The following is a 16639-nucleotide window of genomic DNA, read 5'->3' as shown; positions in this document are numbered from 1 at the left end:
CGTCACGAGGCGGGGGCGACGAAGCGGAGCGGTTCGGCCTCCTCGTCGAGGGCGGCCGGCAGGTCCGGGTAGACCTCGAAGAGGCGGCGGACGCCGAGGGCGCCGAGGACGCGGTTGACGTGGGCGCCGTCCTCCGCGCCGCGGGCGGGCAGGATCAGGCGGAGCCGGCCGCCGCAGGAGCGCATCAGGCGCCGGGCGGCGACGAGCACGCCGACGCCGCTGGAGTCGCAGAAGCGGACCGCGGCCAGGTCGAGGACCACGTCGCGGCGGCCGGCGGCGACGGCGTCGTGGACGCGTCTGCGGATCCGCGGGGAGGTGACCAGGTCGAGTTCGCCGCTGATGCGCAGCACGGTCCATGAGTTCTGCTCGTCCTCGTCGACTCTGATCGTCACGAGCGGCGCCTTTCAACCGGAGGCAGTGCTTCCTGCTCCCCTCCCCGCTGCCCCGTCGCGGCGCCGTGAAACCCCCGTCGGCGAGGTTGCCCCGTTCCTTACCATCCGCGGATCCGTCAAGGGCGCACTTGCGGCAAACCGAAGTGCGCCGGGTCATGGCGCACTACTTTGGAAGCGGTGACCGAGGGCTTCGGGAGGGCTTCGGATGGCGAAGGACACACCACCGCGCTGGGACCGCCGGATGCAGCAGCGCCTCGCACGCGGCGAGGCGGCCGCCCTCGGCGAGCTCTACGACCGTTTCGCCTCCCTCGTGCACAACCTCGCCCACCGGGTGCTCGACGACGACGACGCGGCGGACCAGGTCACCCGCGAGGTCTTCGGCTACATCTGGGAGAACCCCGACGCCTACGACCCCAAGCAGGGCAACATGCGGGCCTGGGTCGCCCGGCTGACCCAGCGGCAGGCGGTGCACCGGCTGCGGCAGGCCGAGGCCGTGGCCTACGCGGAGAGCGGCGAGGGCTCGGTGGAGGAGCTGGAGCAGAAGGTGCGACGGGCCTCGGTCGCGGCCCGCGCGGACTACATCGTCACGTCCATGCCGACACCGCTGCGGCAGGCCCTGGAGCTGGCGTACTTCCAGCGCCGGGACTACCGGCAGACCGCCGCCGACCTGGGGGTCACGGAGGACGAGGCGCGCCGCCGGCTGCGCCTCGGCCTGCAACTGCTGTCCACGGCCAACACCCGTCCCGTGGAGGGCTCCTCGCCGCCCGGTGCGTACGGACGGGCGCTGTGAGCGGGGTGAACGACGAGCCCGAGGAGACCGGGGAGACCGCACGCGCCCCGCGGATACCGGCCCCGCGGTGGTCCCCGGACGACCACGCGGACCTGACGGAACCCATCCGTCCGCCGGAGCCTCTCCCTCACCGTGTACTGAAATCCCTCCTCGGCGCGTGGGCGCTGTCGGCGTGCTCGGCCGAGGAGACCCAGGCCGTCGAGGAGCACCTGACCGAGTGCGCGCCGTGTGCCGAGGAGGCGCTGCGGCTGCGGGACGCGGTGGGGCTGCTGCACGCCGAGCGTGACCTGGACCTGGATCCGCTGCTGCGCTCGCGGGTCCTGGAGAACTGTCTGGGCCGGCGCCCGGCCCGCATCCCGGTGCCCGCGTGGGCGACGCCTTACGACGCCGAGACGGCGCGGCTGGACGCGCTGCTGCAGGACATCGGCGAGTCGGAGTGGCACGCGCCGGTGCGGCTGAAGTGGTTCGAGGACGAACGCCGGGTGAACCGGAAGACGACCGTGGCCGGGGTGATCGGACATCTCCTGGCGGTGGACGGCCTGGTGGCGGCGTCGCTGGGCCTGGACGACCCGCTGGGCCCGGGCGTGGGAGAGCTCTCCCCCACCGAACGCACGGAGACGTACTGGTCCGGCTCGCTGCGCCCGCCGACCCGCGCGATCCGCGAGCCGTGGCGGGAGCAGAGCCACACGCTGATCCGTACGGTGTCCTTCGCGGGCCGCGGGGTCGCGGACCTGACGGTGACGTACGGGGACATGGCGCTGCCGCTGCGGGACTCGCTGCTGGAGCGGGCCTTCGAGTGCTGGGTGCACGCGGGGGACATCGCGCAGGCGGTGGACTATCCGTACGACCCGCCGAGCGGGGCGCACATGCACGGCATGATCGACCTGGCGGCCCGGCTCCTCCCGGCGGCCCTCGCCGGCCGCCGCCGTACGGGCCTGGCGGCCCCGGCCCGCGAACTCGTCACGGCCGGCTCGCCGGGGCGCTCCCTGCACCTGGAGATCGAGGGCGCGGGCGGGGGCCACTGGTACATCGCGCTGGACTCGCCGGCGGCGCTCGGCTCCCGCGAGCACGCGGTGGCGCAGGTGGCGATGGACGGAGTGGAGTTCTGCCAGCTCCTCGCGGGGCATGTGCCGCCGGAGGAAGCGGCGGCGGGCCAGGACGGCGACCGCGAAGCCATCCGAGACGTCCTCACGACAGCAGCGTCTTTGAGCCACTTGTAGCCGCCTCCGCCCGCGGAGTGCGCGCCGCCGCGCCCGCGCCCGTGCGGGCGGCCTCCGCCTCGCCCACCCCCGTGTGGGCAATCGTCCCGCAGGGCGGTGGGGGTCCCCCGGACGAAGTCTGGGGGAGGGTGGGCACACGGGACGGCGCCCTCAGCGGCGCCTCCGCTCCCCGTGCCTGAGCCCCGGCCCCCAGCGCGCCGCACCCGTGGTGCGGGTTCAGGCGCGGAAGCCTAGGCCCGGCAAGGGGCGCCGTCCGTTGTGCCCACCCGTTCCGCCCCAGCGGAACGAATGCCCACAACGGGCGGCGCGGGTGTGGTCGGCGTTATGCGAAGACGACCGTGCGGTGGCCGTTCAGGAGGATTCGGTGTTCCGCGTGCCACTTCACGGCTCGCGCCAGCGCCTGGCACTCCACGTCCCGACCGATCGCCACCAACTGGTCCGGCGTCACCTCGTGCCCCACCCGCTCGACCTCCTGCTCGATGATCGGCCCCTCGTCGAGGTCGGCCGTCACGTAGTGCGCCGTCGCACCGATGAGCTTCACACCGCGGGCATGCGCCTGGTGGTACGGCTTGGCGCCCTTGAAGCTCGGCAGGAAGGAGTGGTGGATGTTGATGATGCGGCCCGAGAGGGCCTTGCACAGGTCGTCCGAGAGGACCTGCATATAGCGGGCCAGGACGACCAGCTCCACGTTCTCGGACTCCACCAGGGAGAGGAGTTCCGCCTCCGCCTCCGCCTTCGTCTCCCGGGTGACCGGAATGTGGCGGAAGGGGATGCCGTACGAACCCACCAGCTCCGCGAAGTCCGTGTGGTTCGAGACGACCGCCACGATCTCCACCGGCAGCGCCCCGATCCGCGAGCGGAACAGCAGGTCGTTCAGGCAGTGGCCGAACTTCGACACCATCAGCACGACGCGCATCCGCTCGTCGGCCCGGTTGATGGCCCAGTCCATCGTGAACGAGTCGCCCACCGCCGCGAAGCTCGCCCGCAGCTTCTCCACGGTGACCGGCGCCTCCGCCGAGAAGTGGACCCGCATGAAGAAGAGACCGGAGTCACGGTCTCCGAACTGCTGGCTGTCCTCGATGTTGCATCCCGTGATGAAGAGATAGCTCGACACGGCGTGCACGATGCCCTGCTTGTCGGGGCAGGAAAGGGTGAGGACGTACTGGTCGGTCATTCGCCAAGCCTGCCACATCGCGAGGGGGCCGGAGCCCCGCCGTCCGTCAGGCGGACCTCGTCATGATGCGCAGGATCTCCAGGGAGCGCGGGGGCGTGTCCGGGTCCTCCCCGTCCGCCGTCGCCAGACGTACGTGCGCCTCGCGCGCGGCCCGCACCGCCTCCGGCCACCCGTGGTGTTCCAGATACGCGGAGACCGGCGCGTCCGGGCCGACCTGGTGCATGATCCGCAGCACCCGCAGCACGGCCACGTCGACGAGCGCGGCCTCGCCGGAGTCGCGGAAGATCGTCCCCACGTACTTCTCCGCGGACCAGTTGTCCAGCCAGGTGTCCTCGACCAGGCGGTAGACGGCGTCGGTGACGTCGCCGTACCCCTCCTGGCCGGCCAGCCAGGTCGTCTCGTGGAACCCCGGGTCCGAAAGCATGTGCAGCGCCGAGCGCACGTTGCTGCGCCAGCGCCACCACGGCATGTCGTTGAGAGGCATGCCGCCCATGGTGGAGGAGCGACGGCCGCGACGGGAAGAGTTCACCGAAGGGGAGGTGGTACCGGACATCGTTCGATCGTACGTTCACCCACTGACAGCGCCCTTCCCGGCCTCCACCGGCCCCGGTAATTCACCTTCACGTCACCCAGCGTTGAATCCCGCTCACTCCCGCGTTACCCATGAGGCGGAAGTGTGCATGCCCATGACCGGTAGGCGACTTACCTCACTCCTCGCGTACGTCACGACAGCGGCGACCGGAGCGTCGCTGCTCGCCGGCTGCGGCGTACTCCCTGGGGCCACGGGGGGCTCCAGGGAGCCCGTCACCGTCATGACCTGGGCCCCCGACCAGACCCGCGCCACCAATATGCCCGGCATGCCCGCCATGGCGCAGACCTACGCCCGCTGGGTCAACGCCAACGGCGGCATCGACGGGCACGAGCTGCGCGTCCTGACCTGCAACGAACAGAACACCTCCGCCGGCGCCGCAGCCTGCGCCCGCCGGGCCGTCCGCGAGGGCGCCGTCGCCGTCGTCGGCTCCTACAGCCAGAACGGGCGCGCCTTCATGGCCCCGCTGGAGGCCGCCGGCATCCCGTACATCGGCGGCTACGGCATCTCCGAGGACGAGTTCACCTCCCCGCTCTCGTACCCCGTCAACGGCGGCCAGGCCTCCCTCATCGCCGGCCACGGCATGCAGCTCGCGGCCGGCTGCCGCAAGGTGTCCCTGGTCCGTCCCGACACGATCGCCGGCGACAAGCTGCCCGACCTGCTCAACTCCGGCCTGCGCAAGGCCAGTCACCGCCAGGCCATCGACATCCCGGCCGTCGAGGACGCCGCCGAGTACACCGAGCAGGCCGGCCGGGCCCGCGCCCGGGCCGGGGACGAGGGCGGCTGCGTCACCGCCGTACTCGGCGAACGCACCCAGACCTTCTTCGACTCCTTCCGCCGCCTCCCGGAGGAGGAGACGGGGAAGGACAAGGACGGCGTGCGGATCTCCTCCGTGCTCGGCAGCGTCGGACAGCCGCTCATCGACCGCACCGGGGGCGCGCACAGCCCCTTCGAGGGCGCGTACGTCACCGGCTGGTACCCGGAGGCCGACGACAAGAGCTGGGCGCCCATGCGCAAGGTGATCCAGGAGCACGCCTTCGTCGACAACCGGGTCGACCCGGCGGACGCCGGCGTGCAGACCACCTGGATCGCGTACACCGTGCTCAAGCAGGTCGTGGAGTCCCTCGCCAGCGACAAGGTCAGCGCCGTACAGCTCTCGCACGCGCTCGACAAGGGCGTACGGATCGACACCGGCGGTCTGACGCCCGCGCTGCGCTGGCGGTACGACGACCTGCTCGGTGCCCCCGGCTTCCCCCGGATCGTCAACCACGACGTGACGTTCCAGGTGGTGCGCCAGGGGCGTCTGGTGGCGCAGAAGCCCGGCTTCGTGGACGTCGGCGAGACGGTGCTCGCCGCGCCGTAGCGGCTACAGCTGGGTCGTGCTGCGCTTCGTCAGTCCGTACTTCGCGGCGGTCGGGTTCCACAGCCCGGCCGCCTCGCGCTTGGCGGTGGTCGCCTCGCCGCTCTTCTTGTTGGCCTCGACGGTCTGCGAGGTCGAGCGGGCCTTGCCGCCCTTGCAGACCTTCTTGCTCTTCGCCTGGACCGCCCAGGCCGCGTAGTGGTCGTCGGCGGACGCCGAGGCCTGCCAGGCCTTGGTGAGGGCGGCCGTGAGCGCCGCGCTGTCCGGGATCTTGTCCACGGAGAGCGCCTCGAGCCGGGTGACGAGCCCGCGCCGCTGCTCCGCGGCGCCGCGCAGGTCGCTCGCGGCCTGGTCCAGGTTGGAGCAGCTCTTGATCGACTCGACCGAGCGGATCACGGCGTCGCGGCTGTTGTTGCTGTCGGCGAGCAGCTTGTCGAGCTCCTTGGCCTGCTCCTCGGCCGGGTCGGCCGCCTTCTCGGTCGCGCCGTCGGCGGAGGGCGCGGCGGAGCTCGCGGCCACGTTCTGGCCGCCCTTCTGGTCGGTCTTGTCGTCGTCGCCTCCGCTGAGCAGCATGCCGGCGCCGAGTCCGACCACGGCGCAGCCGACGACGACCGCGCCGATCAGCGCGAGCGGGGACTTCCGGCGGGGCTGCTCGGGCTCGTCGTACTCGTCGTAGTACGCGTCCTGGAAGCCGCCCCCGTACGGAGGCTGGGCGGCCGGCGGCTGGTAGGGCTGCTGGTGCAGCTGCACCGACGGCTGGTGCTGGACGACGGGCTGGGCGGCCGGCTGCGGGGTGTCGCTGCGGAAGAGGTTCTCGAAGTCGGCGAGCGGCGGGCGCTCGCCGGTCGGGCCCTGCGGCGGCCCCTGCTGCGGTACGGGCGCGATGTACTGGGTCGCCTGCATGTCCGGGCCCGCCGGGGCGGCGGCCACCGGCGGGATCATCTGGGTCGCCTGCGCGTCCGCACCCCCCGCCACCGGCGGCAGGTACTGCGTGGCCGCCGAGTCGGCGGGCATCGGCGCCTGCGGGTAGCCGTAGCCCGGCTGGTGCTGCGGCTGGGGCGCGGGCGGATACCCGTACCCCGGCTGCGGCTGGGCCTGCGGCGGCGCGGGCGGGTAGCCGTAGCCGGGCTGCGGGGCCGCCGGCGGCTGGGCCGGCACGGGCGGCAGGTACTGCGTCGCCTGGGCGTCCGAGGGGCCACCAGGGGTCACCTCAGGGGGGAGGGGCTGAGCGGCCGGATACTGCTGCTCCGGCCCCTGTCCGCTGTGCGTCACCGGGACTCCTACTGATGCCTGCTGATGGACCTGCGTACCTACGGAATCGTCGGCTCACGCTACCGGGTGCGCACGGCGCCCCGCACACACGTGTGACAGAGGTGTGACGTACCCCGCTCGCCCCGCCCCCTCAGGCGGCGTGCAGTTCCAGCCTCGCCCCGAACTCCCGCACCACCGCCTCCCCCGCGTACGGCTCCAGGCGCCCGCGCAGGTCGTCCAGGTACTCCATGCCCCGCGAGGAGCGCAGGGTCACCAGGAGTTCCAGGGCGCGGGTGCCGGTCTGGCAGGCCTGTTCGACCTCGCGCTGCTGGACCTGGGCCGTGGCGAGCAGGGCGAGCCCGATCGCCCGGCGCCGGGCGCGGGTCTCGGGGTGTCCGGCCAGCGACCGCTCGGCCGCGCGGGCCGCCTCCCGTGCCTGACCGAGGTCGCGGTGGCAGTGGGCCAGCTCGTCGGCGAGGTAGGACCCGTCGAAGTGGGCGATCCAGTCGGGGTCGTCCCCCGACTCCGGGTCGGCCTGCTCCAGGGCGTCGACGGCGCGCCCCGCCACCAGCTCGAAGGCCGGGGCGTCGCCCAGGAGCGCGTGTCCGCGGGCCTCGGCCGCGAGGAACATCGCCTCCGCGCGGGGCGTCACCCGCCCCCGCGCGCCCTCCTGCGCGGCCCGCGCCAGCTGCGCGATCTCGCGCGGGTTGCCGAGCTGGGCGGCGAGGTGGCTCATGGACGCGGCCAGTACGTAGCCGCCGTAGGCCCGGTCCCCGGCGGCCTGCGCGAGGCGCAGCGCCTGGATGTAGTAGCGCTGGGCGAGCCCCGGCTGGCCGGTGTCCACGGCCATGTACCCGGCGAGCTCGGTGAGCCGCGCGACCGCCGCGAACAGCTCCCGGCCGACCGCCTCCCGGTAGGAGCCGGAGAGCATCCCGGACACCACGCTGTTGAGGTAGTGCACGACCACGGGCCGCACGTGCCCGCTGCCGAAGCGCCGGTCGAGGTCGACGAGCGCCGCCGTCATCGACCGTACGGCCGCGACGTCCGAGGGCCCGACCCGCGCCCCCGCGGCCCGCGCGACCTGCGGGTCGGCGCCCGTGATCAGCCAATCGCGGCTGGGCTCGACGAGCGCGGAGGCGGCGACGGCCGAGCCGGACAGGAAGTCCCGGCGGCCCACGTCGCTGCGCCACAGCTCGCAGACCTGCTCGATCGCGCCGAGCACGGTCGGCGCGAACTGGAGGCCGACGCCCGAGGCCAGGTTGCGCCCGTTGGCCATGCCGACCTCGTCGATGGTGACCGTGCGGCCCAGCTTGCGCCCGAGCGCCTCCGCGATGACGCCGGGTGCCCGGCCGCGCGGCTGCTGCCCGCGCAGCCAGCGCGCCACCGAGGTCTTGTCGTACCGCAGGTCGAGGCCGCGCTCCGCGCCGACCATGTTGACCCTGCGGGCGAGGCCGGCGTTGGAGCACCCGGCCTCCTGGATGAGCGCCTGCAGCCGTTCGTTGGGCTGGCGGGCGACGAGTGGCCTGGCTGCCATGATGACTAACCCCCTGAGGCCGTGCGGTGATCAACAACAGGACTGATCAATGCCCGGCAGATATCCGGTCAATGCCGATGTGAACACGCGAAACCGGACACGACGGTCGTGAGCACCCCCACGGGACCCTCCCCACCGACGCCCCCCGCTCCTGCCTACCCGCCCGCCGCTCTCCTGCCCCACGCGCGCCCCCGCCCGTGCAACCGTGCGCCCCGCGTGCAGGATCGATGCTCCACACCGCTCGCCGCCGCGCCCGTAACCCCAGGTGACGGCGGCAGTTGAGTTCGACGTGGAAGAGACCATGGGAGTCACGGAAGCCGCACAGATCCCCAAGCAGCGCGGCGAGCAGCTGCTGGACAGTGCCGTGCGGTACGCGGAAGAGCGGCACTGGGACGTGTTCCCCGGGACCTGGCTGGAGGCGGTCGAGGGCAGGGAGCGCTGCTCCTGCGGCGCGGAGGAGTGTCCCGCGCCCGGCGCGCACCCCGCGCGGCCCGACTGGTCGACCCAGGCCACGGGCAGCGCCGTGGGGGCCCGGCGGATGTGGTCGAAGCAGCCCAAGGCGTCGATCCTGCTGCCGACCGGCCGCACCTTCGACGCCCTCGAGGTGCCCGAGTCCGCCGGCTTCCTCGCGCTGGCCCGCATGGAGCGGATGGAGCTCACGCTCGGCCCGGTGACCTGCACGCCCGACCGCCGGATGTTCTTCTTCGTGCTGCCCGGCGCGGCCGCCAAGGTGCCGGACCTGGTGCGCAAGCTCGGCTGGGTGCCGTCCTCGATCGATCTCGCCACCCGCGGCGAGGGGCACTACGTGGCGGCGCCGCCGACCCGGGTCGGCGGATTCGGGGCGGTGCAGTGGGCCCGCAAGCCCACACCGGCCAACCGCTGGCTGCCGGACGCCGAGGAGCTGATCAGCGCGCTGGCCTACGCGTGCGGCCGGGAGGCGGCCGACGCGCGCGCCCGGCGGCAGTGACGGGCCCGTCCTCACTGCCGAGTCCAGGCAATGTGGCCGAAAGGCGCCCAGCCGTAAGGTGGTGCCCGTCAATACGGGGACGACCGAAGGGTTGACGCAACATGATGCCTGACCAGGCATTTGACGGAGTGTTCGAAACGGCGGGCGGTGCACCGGGATCCGGTGCGGTGCCCGCCGTTCGCGTCGAGGGGCTGTGGAAGCGTTTCGGACAGCAGATCGCGGTGAACGGGATCGATCTGGTCCTGCCCGCGGGCAAGTTCATCGGTCTTGTCGGCCCCAACGGCGCCGGCAAGACCACCACCCTGTCGATGATCACCGGCCTGCTCCGTCCCGACCACGGGCGCATCCTGGTCGCCGGCCACGACGTCTGGGCGGACCCCGAGTCCGTCGCCCAGGTCAAGGCCAGGATCGGCATCCTGCCCGAGGGGCTTCGGCTCTTCGAGCGCCTCTCGGGCCGTGAACTCCTCGCGTACAGCGGGCGGCTGCGGGGGCTGCCCGGCGCCGAGGTCGACAAGCGGGCCGCCCAGCTGCTCGACGTGCTCGACCTGGCCGGCTCGCAGAACAAGCTGGTCGTCGACTACTCCACCGGCATGCGCAAGAAGATCGGGCTCGCCGCCGCCCTGCTGCACAACCCGGAAGTCCTCTTCCTCGACGAGCCGTTCGAGGGCGTCGACCCGGTCTCCGCGCAGACCATCCGCGGCGTCCTGGAGCGCTACACCGCCTCCGGCGCCACGGTCGTCTTCTCCAGCCACGTCATGGAGCTGGTGGAGTCGCTGTGCGACTGGGTCGCGGTGATGGCCGCGGGCCAGATCCGCGCGCAGGGGCCGCTGGCGCAGGTGCGGGGCGAGGCGCCGTCGCTGCAGGCCGCGTTCCTGGAGCTGGTCGGCGCGAACGGGCGGGACGCCGGTCAGTCCCTGGACTGGCTGGGCGGTTCCGGCCGATGAGCACCGCCACCGTGCCCGCCCCCTCGCTGACCTCCGTCTTCGTACGGCTCAAGCTCTCGCTGCTGAAGAACGGCCTGAAGCAGTCGAGCGGCCGGACGGCCGCCTACATCGCCTCGGTCGTCTTCGCCGCGGTCTTCGCCGCGCTCGTGCTGCTCGGCTTCCTGCTGATGCGCGGCAGCGTCAACGCGCCGACGGTCACCGTCCTGCTCACCGGGGTCATGGCGCTCGCCTGGACCGTCATGCCGCTGTTCGTGCCGAGCGGCGACGAGACCCTCGACCCCTCGCGCCTCGTGATGCTGCCGCTGCGGCCCCGGCCGCTGGTCCGGGCGCTGCTCGTGGCCTCGCTGGTCGGCGTCGGCCCGGTGTTCACCCTGTGCGTGACCCTCGGCGCGGCCCTGGCCCTCGCACGCGGCGCGGCCGGCACGGTCGCCGCCGTCCTCGCCGTGCCGATGGTGGTCCTGGTCTGCGTCGCGCTGTCGCGGTCGGTGGCGGCGGCGAACGTGCGGCTCCTCACCTCCCGCAAGGGGCGTGACCTGGCCGTCCTGTCCGGCCTCGTGATCGCCGTCGGCATGCAGCTGGTCAACTTCGGCGCCCAGCGGCTGAGTCGGGTCGGCGGACTGAGCTCCGTCGAGCCGGCCGCCGAGGTCGTGGGCTGGCTGCCGCCGGCCTCCGCGGTCTCCGCGGTGGACGCGGCCGGCGACGGCGACTACGCCGTGGCCGCGGCCAAGCTGCTGCTCACCGCCGCCGCGCTCGTGGGCCTCGTCTACTGGTGGCAGCGGAGCCTGGTGCGTCTGATGGTGGAGCCGGACGGCTCCACCATCGGCGCGGCCTCGGACGCGGGCGCCAAGGACAAGGCGTCCTCGGGTCTGCTGGGCCGGATCCTGCCGGGCGGGCGCACGGGCACCGTGATGGAGCGCAGCCTGCGCTACATCTGGCGCGACCCGAAGACGAAGGCCGCGTGGGTGACCTCACTGGTGATCGGCGCGATCGTGCCCGTCTTCAACGCGCTGCAGGGAACCGGCACCATCTACTTCGCCTGTTTCGCCTCGGGCATGCTCGGCATCCAGATGTACAACCAGTTCGGCCAGGACACCTCCGCGTTCTGGATGGTCGCCCAGACCATCGCGACGAAGGCCGACGCGTACGCGGAGCTGCGTGCCCGGGCCCTCGCGCTGCTGACCGTCACCGTGCCGTACACGCTGCTCGTCACGGCGGTGACGGCCGGGATGCTCGACGCCTGGCAGAAGCTGCCGGAGGCGCTGGGCGTGGCCCTGGCGCTGCTCGGCGCGATGGTGGCGACGGGCGCCGTGGCCTCGGCGAACTTCCCGTACTCGATCCCTCAGGACAGCGCGTACAAGAACGTGGCGCCGGGGCAGGGCGGGCTCGCCTGGATCTCCATCTTCGGCGGCATGCTCGCGGCCGCCGTGCTGTGCGCGCCGGTGATCGGGATGACGCTCTACCTCCACCTCGCCGACCACGAGGACCTGTTGTGGCTGCTGCTGCCGGGCGGGGTGCTGTACGGCGCGCTGGTCACCTGGGGCGGTCTGCGGCTGGCGGCTCCGAGGCTCGCGGGCCGGCTGCCGGAGATCCTGGCGGCGGTCAGCAAGGGCTAGGGCCGGGGCCGGTCGCACGCGGCTCACGGCGAAGGGCCGGACTCCCGTTTCGAGGAGTCCGGCCCTTTCGCACGCCCTGCGGCCACCGCCGCCCGCCAGCGGGTCGGCGAGGTCAACGGGTCAGCGTGGTCTCCGCTTCGACGCGGGTCAGCTTCTCCGGGTTGCGGACGTAGTAGAGGCCGGAGATGAGGCCGTCCTCGACGTGGGCCGCCATGGTGCCGTCCAGCTCGCCGTTGACGTACACGAGGAGCGCCGGGCTGCCGTTGAGCACGGTGGGCGCGCAGGTGACCACGTCGCCCCGCTTGGCGGTGCCGCCGAGGTAGAAGCGGGTGATCCGGTCCGCGCCGACGACCGGGCGGACCGCGGCCTGCTTGAAGCCGCCGCCGTCGCTGAGCAGGACGACCTCGGGGGCCAGCACGTCCATGAGCAGCTGCGGGTCGCGGTTTTCGAGGGCGCGCCGGAACGACTCCAGGACCGTGCGGGCCTCGCGTGCGGAAACCTTCTTGCGGGGCCGGCGGGCCTCGACGTGCTTGCGGGCCCGGTGGGCGATCTGCCGTACGGCGGCCGGGGACTTGTCGACGGCCGCCGCGATCTCGTCGTACTCCACCTCGAAGACCTCCCGCAGCACGAAGACCGCTCGCTCGGTCGGCGACAGCGTCTCCAGGACGAGCATCAGGGCCATCGACACGCTCTCGGCGAGCTCGACGTCCTCGGCCACGTCCGGCGTGGTGAGCAGCGGCTCGGGCAGCCACTGCCCCACGTACGCCTCGCGGCGGCGCTTCATGGTGCGCAGCCGGTTGAGGGCCTGCCGGGTGGTGATCCGGACCAGGTAGGCCCGCGGGTCGTCCACCTGGTCCAGGTCGACCCTGCTCCAGCGCAGCCAGGTCTCCTGGAGCACGTCCTCGGCGTCGACGGCCGAGCCGAGCATCTCGTACGCGACGGTGAAGAGAAGGTTCCGGTGCGAGAGGAAGGCCTCGGTGGCGAGGTCGCCGGTGTCCGCCGCGTCGGCGGGACGGCCGGAGTCGGTGCCGTGATCGCTCATGTCCTGATCTTGGGTGAACAACCCCATGGCTGACTAGCCCACCCGTGCGGCGGTGGCGGGCGCCCGGTCGCCCCGGGCCTCCTGGAGCGCCTTCGCCCGCGCGTCGCCGCCCTTGCGGTGCAGGCCGTACGAGCCGGGCTTGTGCGCCTCCTCGGCCAGGTGCTGGGGGACGCCCTTGCAGATGGCCTCCTTGATCTTGGCGCCCATGCCGCCGTCGACGTGCATCCACACGGCGACGTCGGACCGGTTGGCGAGCTGGAAGATGCCGTCGTTCCGGCCCAGGCTGACGCACTGCGCGGCGAAGTTCTGCCGGAGCGTCTCGGGCTCCTCGCCGGCGATCCGGCTGAGGACGGTGTCGGCCGCCCGCGCGCCCTGCGGCATCGCCATCTGGCAGCTCATCCGCTGCGGCAGGTCCGAGGGGGCCGCCGCGTCCCCGGCCGCGATGACGCGGTCGTCGTCGACGCTGGTCAGGGTCTCGTCCGTGAGCAGCCGGCCGAGGGCGTCGGTGGTGAGACCGCTGCGCGCGGCCAGGTCGGGGACGCCGAAGCCGACGGTCCAGACGGTCACCGCGCTCGGCAGCTCACGCCCGTTGGCCAGCCGCACGCCGTCGGCGCGTACGGTCGTCACCTTGGCGTCGGGGCCGTCGAGCACGGTCACACCGAGCCGGGCGAGGCGCTTGGCGACCGAGCGGCGGCCGCGCTGGTGCAGGTAGGGGCCGAGGACACCGCCGCAGACCAGGGTCACCGGGCGGCCCGCTTCGGCGAGTTCGGCCGCCGTCTCGATGCCCGTCGGGCCGCCGCCGACCACGACGAGGGGGGCGGTCGCGGGAGCGGCGTCGAGGGCCGGGCGCAGCCGCTCGGCCTCCTCCAGGGTGCCGAGCGGGTACGCGAACTCCGCGGCCCCCGGCACGCTCGGCTCCGCGCTGCCGCTGCCCACCGCGTACACGAGGTAGTCGTACGAGACGGTCCCCCCGCTCGCCAGGTCCACACCGCGCCCGGGGGCGTCGATGCGGGTGACCGTGTCGACGAGCAGGCGGACCCGCTCGGCCAGGACGTCCTCGTAGGCGATGACGGCGGTGTCGGAGCCGCCGACGAGCTGGTGCAGGCGGATGCGGTGGACGAAGGTGGCGCGCGGGTTGACGAGGGTGACGGTGACGCCCTCGCGCGCGGTGAGGCGGTTGGCCGCCATGACACCCGCGTAGCCGCCGCCGATGACGACCACGTGCGTGTCGGTGTGCGTGTGCTCGGTCATGGTGACTCCTCCGTTTTCCCGTCTTCAGGGGTTCGGCAACAAGACACCGCGTGACCGGATCCTGTGACGTGATGTGACGCAGGTCACACCGGGAGCGGAGTGTTCCAGTCGAACAGGGCGGGGCGCGAATGGTCCGGATCGGAACATTTCCGAGATCTCCGCAGGTCAGGGCGGTGCGGACAGTGGTTCGCGATTGAAGCGATCCCGCCGCGAAACCCCCGGCACCCGGCGCGAGCTGCCCGAACTACCGGTCGGTAGGGACGCGGCCGGAAAGCGGTGAGCGCGTGTGCGAGCACCCTCCGCGTCGACAAGACTCCGTTCCGTATCCGCACACCCACGCGAAGGGACACCCCCGTGCGTTACTTCCGTACCTTCGGCGCCACCGCGCTCGCCACCCTCACCGGCATCACCCTCGTCGCCACCGCGATCACCAGTGACGCCGAGGCCGCGCCCGCCGGGCTCTACCCGCCCACGGCGCTCGTGCTCACCGTCGGCAAGGGCGAACGGCCCGCCACCGCCACGATCGAGCGCGCCGTCACCCTGACCTGCTCCCCCACCCCCGGCGGCACCCACCCGGCCGCCGCCGCCGCCTGCGACGAACTCGCCTCCGTCGGCGGCGACCTGACCCGCCTGGCGGCCTTACCGGGCGCGAAGCCCTGTACGCGCGAGTGGGACCCGGTCATCGTCACCGGCGCCGGCGTCTGGCAGGGCGAACGGGTCAACTGGTCCAAGCGGTACGGCAACATGTGCGAGCTGCGGGCGAGGACGGGCGAGCTGACGGTCTTCGCCTTCTGACCCGGGACGGCACGACGGAGGAGGCCGGCCCCGCGCGGGGCCGGCCTCCTCGACGTACGGCGCCGCTCGAAGCGGCCCGGCGCTCAGTGCGCGACGGCGGAGAACGCGCCCACCTGGTAGTCGCCGGCGGGCTGCTGGGTGATGACGTTGAGCCGGTTCACCGTGTTCATGAAGGCGATCAGGGACACGAGGGCCACCAACTGCTGCTCGTCGTAGTGCTTCTCCGCGTCCTGCCAGGCCTCGTCCGTCACCCCGCCCGCGCCGTCCGCGATACGGGTGCCCTGCTCGGCCAGTTCCAGCGCGGCGCGCTCCGCGTCGGTGAAGACCGTGGCCTCGCGCCAGGCTGCCACCAGGTGCATCCGGGCCGAGGTCTCCCCGGCCGCGGCCGCCTCCTTGGTGTGCATGTCGATGCAGACGGCACAGCCGTTGATCTGGCTGATGCGGATCATCACCAGGTCCCGCGTGGCGTGCGGCAGGGGGCCGTCGGCGACGGCCATGCCGGCGGACATGATGTGCTTCATGGCCTTGCTGGAGGCGATGGTGGCGGCGAGGTTGAGGCGGGGTTCCATGTCGGGCTCCTTGGCCTTGTGTCGGGTGCCTGCACCCCCTGGGACGAGATGGCCCCGCCGGCTGTGACATCCCTCGCCGCCGGCTGTCCCTACAGTCCGGAAGCCGGGGTCTGCTGCGACGTCAGAACGCCTTCGAGGAAGGGCTCGACGGCCTCCCGCCAGGCCTCCGCGTGCTCGTAGTGGAGGAGATGGCCGGCGTCGGGGATCTCCGCGTAGGCACCGCGGGGCAGGACGCGGACCATCTCCTGGGCCTCGGCACGGCCCAGCTCGCCGTCGAGGCCGCGGACGACGAGGGCGGGGCAGCACACCTGGGCGAGGGAGTCCCAGTGGGCGTCGTGGACCCAGGTCTCGCGGGAGGTGAGCATCTGGGCGGGGTCGAAGACGGGGCGCCAGCCGTCGGGGTGCTCGGTCATCACCTCGGCGAAGAACTCGCCGCGCGCGGGGCGCGGCCGCTCCACCCAGGGGTCCTCGTCACCGAACCAGCGCCGCACGGCGTCGAGCGAGGCGAAGGGGGCGGGCCAGCGCCGGAACCAGTCCTGCCACTCGCGCTGGGAGGCGGCGCCGAGGGCGGAGGCACGCATATCGCAGATGACGAGGGCACGGACGAGGTCCGGGCGCTCGGCGGCGAGCTGCCAGGCGGTGAGGGCACCCATGGAGTGGCCGACGAGGGTGACGGGACCGAGGCCGAGCTGCTCGACGGCGGCGGCCGCGTCGGCGACGTACGCCTCGCGGGTGAAGGGGCCCGCGGCGGGCTTCTCGCTGCGGCCGTGGCCGCGCTGGTCGAGGGCGACGGTGCGGTGCCGGCGGCCGAGCCAGCGACCGGCGTGGTCCCAGTGGGCGGCGTGCCCCATGAGCCCGTGGAGGAGTAAGACCCCTCCGCCGCCCGGCGCCGGCGGCACGTCCTGTTCGGTGAAGTCCCAGGCCGCCAGGCGTACGCCGTCGGCCCCGGTGACGTCGAGTCGTCGCACCATGCTGCTCGGCACCCCCTTTTCCCGTGGAACTGCGCCAGAGTATCGAACCCGTATTCGAAAATGCGCTCCTGCCACTCAACACCCCTCGTTCGAGTGACAGCGCTCAAGGATTGACGGCCGCGGCCGAGGGGAGATCTTCAGCGGGAGGCGGACCGCTCGGGGAAAACGGTCCGAGGG

The 16639-nt window shown here is 72.9% G+C and carries 16 protein-coding genes; 7 read left to right on the top strand and 9 right to left on the bottom strand.

Going from position 1 to position 16639, the window contains the following annotated elements; genetic code table 11:
- Positions 1-2: 2 nt before the first annotated feature.
- Positions 3-392: an STAS domain-containing protein gene (locus ACH414_RS15515; protein WP_382532799.1), complete on the bottom strand. Its 390-nt coding sequence runs from the start codon at positions 390-392 to the stop codon at positions 3-5.
- 205 nt (positions 393-597) lie between these two features.
- Between ACH414_RS15515 and ACH414_RS15510 the strand changes: the two genes are divergently transcribed.
- Both ACH414_RS15510 and ACH414_RS15505 read left to right on the top strand, forming a co-directional pair.
- Entirely contained in the window at positions 598-1182 is a 585-nt protein-coding gene (locus tag ACH414_RS15510; RefSeq protein ID WP_382532801.1) for a sigma-70 family RNA polymerase sigma factor, read from the top strand.
- Entirely contained in the window at positions 1179-2402 is a 1224-nt protein-coding gene (locus ACH414_RS15505; protein WP_386565404.1) for a zf-HC2 domain-containing protein, read from the top strand. Before ACH414_RS15510 ends, ACH414_RS15505 begins: the two co-directional genes overlap by 4 nt.
- Positions 2403-2724: 322 nt before the next feature.
- Here ACH414_RS15505 and purU read toward each other — a convergent pair whose 3' ends face one another.
- Positions 2725-3576 carry a formyltetrahydrofolate deformylase gene (purU, locus tag ACH414_RS15500; RefSeq protein WP_382532807.1) on the bottom strand — a complete coding sequence of 284 codons (852 nt, stop codon included), beginning with the start codon at positions 3574-3576 and terminating at the stop codon, positions 2725-2727.
- A 46-nt stretch (positions 3577-3622) separates the two neighbouring features.
- Positions 3623-4069 carry a hypothetical protein gene (locus tag ACH414_RS15495; protein WP_382533341.1) on the bottom strand — a complete coding sequence of 149 codons (447 nt, stop codon included), beginning with the start codon at positions 4067-4069 and terminating at the stop codon, positions 3623-3625.
- Positions 4070-4262: 193 nt separating this feature from the next.
- Between ACH414_RS15495 and ACH414_RS15490 the strand changes: the two genes are divergently transcribed.
- The gene (locus ACH414_RS15490; RefSeq protein ID WP_391769402.1) at positions 4263-5528 is read left to right on the top strand and encodes an ABC transporter substrate-binding protein; all 1266 of its coding nucleotides are present in this window, start codon (positions 4263-4265) and stop codon (positions 5526-5528) included.
- Between the two features lie 3 nt (positions 5529-5531).
- On the opposite strand, the gene ACH414_RS15485 is transcribed toward ACH414_RS15490, so the two are convergent.
- Both ACH414_RS15485 and ACH414_RS15480 read right to left on the bottom strand, forming a co-directional pair.
- On the bottom strand, positions 5532-6797 hold the full coding sequence (locus tag ACH414_RS15485; protein WP_398942114.1) for a hypothetical protein: 1266 nt from the start codon (positions 6795-6797) through the stop codon (positions 5532-5534).
- 130 nt (positions 6798-6927) lie between these two features.
- Positions 6928-8310, bottom strand: coding sequence for a transcriptional regulator (locus ACH414_RS15480; RefSeq protein ID WP_382532813.1), 1383 nt, complete (start codon positions 8308-8310; stop codon positions 6928-6930).
- Positions 8311-8611: 301 nt separating this feature from the next.
- Between ACH414_RS15480 and ACH414_RS15475 the strand changes: the two genes are divergently transcribed.
- The 3 genes from ACH414_RS15475 (at position 8612) to ACH414_RS15465 (ending at position 11834) form a co-directional block, all read left to right on the top strand.
- On the top strand, positions 8612-9277 hold the full coding sequence (locus ACH414_RS15475; RefSeq protein ID WP_382532815.1) for a bifunctional DNA primase/polymerase: 666 nt from the start codon (positions 8612-8614) through the stop codon (positions 9275-9277).
- Positions 9278-9381: 104 nt separating this feature from the next.
- Entirely contained in the window at positions 9382-10221 is an 840-nt protein-coding gene (locus ACH414_RS15470; RefSeq protein ID WP_382532817.1) for an ABC transporter ATP-binding protein, read from the top strand.
- Positions 10218-11834: a transporter gene (locus tag ACH414_RS15465; RefSeq protein ID WP_398942112.1), complete on the top strand. Its 1617-nt coding sequence runs from the start codon at positions 10218-10220 to the stop codon at positions 11832-11834. The genes ACH414_RS15470 and ACH414_RS15465 overlap by 4 nt, the downstream gene beginning before the upstream one ends.
- 112 nt (positions 11835-11946) lie before the next feature.
- Here the strand turns inward: ACH414_RS15465 and ACH414_RS15460 are convergent, their stop codons facing one another.
- Both ACH414_RS15460 and ACH414_RS15455 read right to left on the bottom strand, forming a co-directional pair.
- On the bottom strand, positions 11947-12876 hold the full coding sequence (locus tag ACH414_RS15460) for an RNA polymerase sigma-70 factor (protein WP_386565411.1): 930 nt from the start codon (positions 12874-12876) through the stop codon (positions 11947-11949).
- A gap of 33 nt (positions 12877-12909) precedes the next feature.
- Positions 12910-14127, bottom strand: a complete 1218-nt coding sequence (locus ACH414_RS15455; protein WP_398942111.1) for an NAD(P)/FAD-dependent oxidoreductase — start codon at positions 14125-14127, stop codon at positions 12910-12912.
- A 354-nt stretch (positions 14128-14481) separates the two neighbouring features.
- Here ACH414_RS15455 and ACH414_RS15450 point away from each other — a divergent pair, with 354 nt between their 5' ends.
- Positions 14482-14922 (top strand): SSI family serine proteinase inhibitor, encoded by a 441-nt coding sequence (locus ACH414_RS15450; RefSeq protein ID WP_382532825.1) that lies wholly within the window; start codon positions 14482-14484, stop codon positions 14920-14922.
- An 83-nt stretch (positions 14923-15005) separates the two neighbouring features.
- Here the strand turns inward: ACH414_RS15450 and ACH414_RS15445 are convergent, their stop codons facing one another.
- Positions 15006-15491: a carboxymuconolactone decarboxylase family protein gene (locus ACH414_RS15445; protein WP_382532827.1), complete on the bottom strand. Its 486-nt coding sequence runs from the start codon at positions 15489-15491 to the stop codon at positions 15006-15008.
- Positions 15492-15580: 89 nt separating this feature from the next.
- Positions 15581-16462 carry an alpha/beta fold hydrolase gene (locus tag ACH414_RS15440; RefSeq protein ID WP_398942109.1) on the bottom strand — a complete coding sequence of 294 codons (882 nt, stop codon included), beginning with the start codon at positions 16460-16462 and terminating at the stop codon, positions 15581-15583.
- Positions 16463-16639 lie beyond the last annotated feature (177 nt).

The sequence above is a fragment of the Streptomyces sp. NPDC020422 genome (assembly GCF_044386705.1).
Taxonomy (GTDB): Bacteria; Actinomycetota; Actinomycetes; order Streptomycetales; family Streptomycetaceae; genus Streptomyces.
Note: the sequence above shows the minus strand (reverse complement) of the source record. Positions and strands in the feature narration are given on the sequence as shown.

Excerpts from the sequence above, each read along its gene's own strand:
- ACH414_RS15440 (WP_398942109.1), bottom strand. The coding sequence starts at position 16,462 with ATGGTGCGACGACTCGACGTCACCGGGGCCGACGGCGTACGCCTGGCG.
- ACH414_RS15465 (WP_398942112.1), top strand. The coding sequence starts at position 10,218 with ATGAGCACCGCCACCGTGCCCGCCCCCTCGCTGACCTCCGTCTTCGTA.
- ACH414_RS15475 (WP_382532815.1), top strand. The coding sequence starts at position 8,612 with ATGGGAGTCACGGAAGCCGCACAGATCCCCAAGCAGCGCGGCGAGCAG.
- ACH414_RS15490 (WP_391769402.1), top strand. The coding sequence starts at position 4,263 with ATGACCGGTAGGCGACTTACCTCACTCCTCGCGTACGTCACGACAGCG.
- ACH414_RS15495 (WP_382533341.1), bottom strand. The coding sequence starts at position 4,069 with ATGGGCGGCATGCCTCTCAACGACATGCCGTGGTGGCGCTGGCGCAGC.
- ACH414_RS15460 (WP_386565411.1), bottom strand. The coding sequence starts at position 12,876 with ATGAGCGATCACGGCACCGACTCCGGCCGTCCCGCCGACGCGGCGGAC.
- ACH414_RS15445 (WP_382532827.1), bottom strand. The coding sequence starts at position 15,491 with ATGGAACCCCGCCTCAACCTCGCCGCCACCATCGCCTCCAGCAAGGCC.
- ACH414_RS15470 (WP_382532817.1), top strand. The coding sequence starts at position 9,382 with ATGCCTGACCAGGCATTTGACGGAGTGTTCGAAACGGCGGGCGGTGCA.
- ACH414_RS15455 (WP_398942111.1), bottom strand. The coding sequence starts at position 14,127 with ATGACCGAGCACACGCACACCGACACGCACGTGGTCGTCATCGGCGGC.
- ACH414_RS15510 (WP_382532801.1), top strand. The coding sequence starts at position 598 with ATGGCGAAGGACACACCACCGCGCTGGGACCGCCGGATGCAGCAGCGC.
- ACH414_RS15480 (WP_382532813.1), bottom strand. The coding sequence starts at position 8,310 with ATGGCAGCCAGGCCACTCGTCGCCCGCCAGCCCAACGAACGGCTGCAG.
- purU (WP_382532807.1), bottom strand. The coding sequence starts at position 3,576 with ATGACCGACCAGTACGTCCTCACCCTTTCCTGCCCCGACAAGCAGGGC.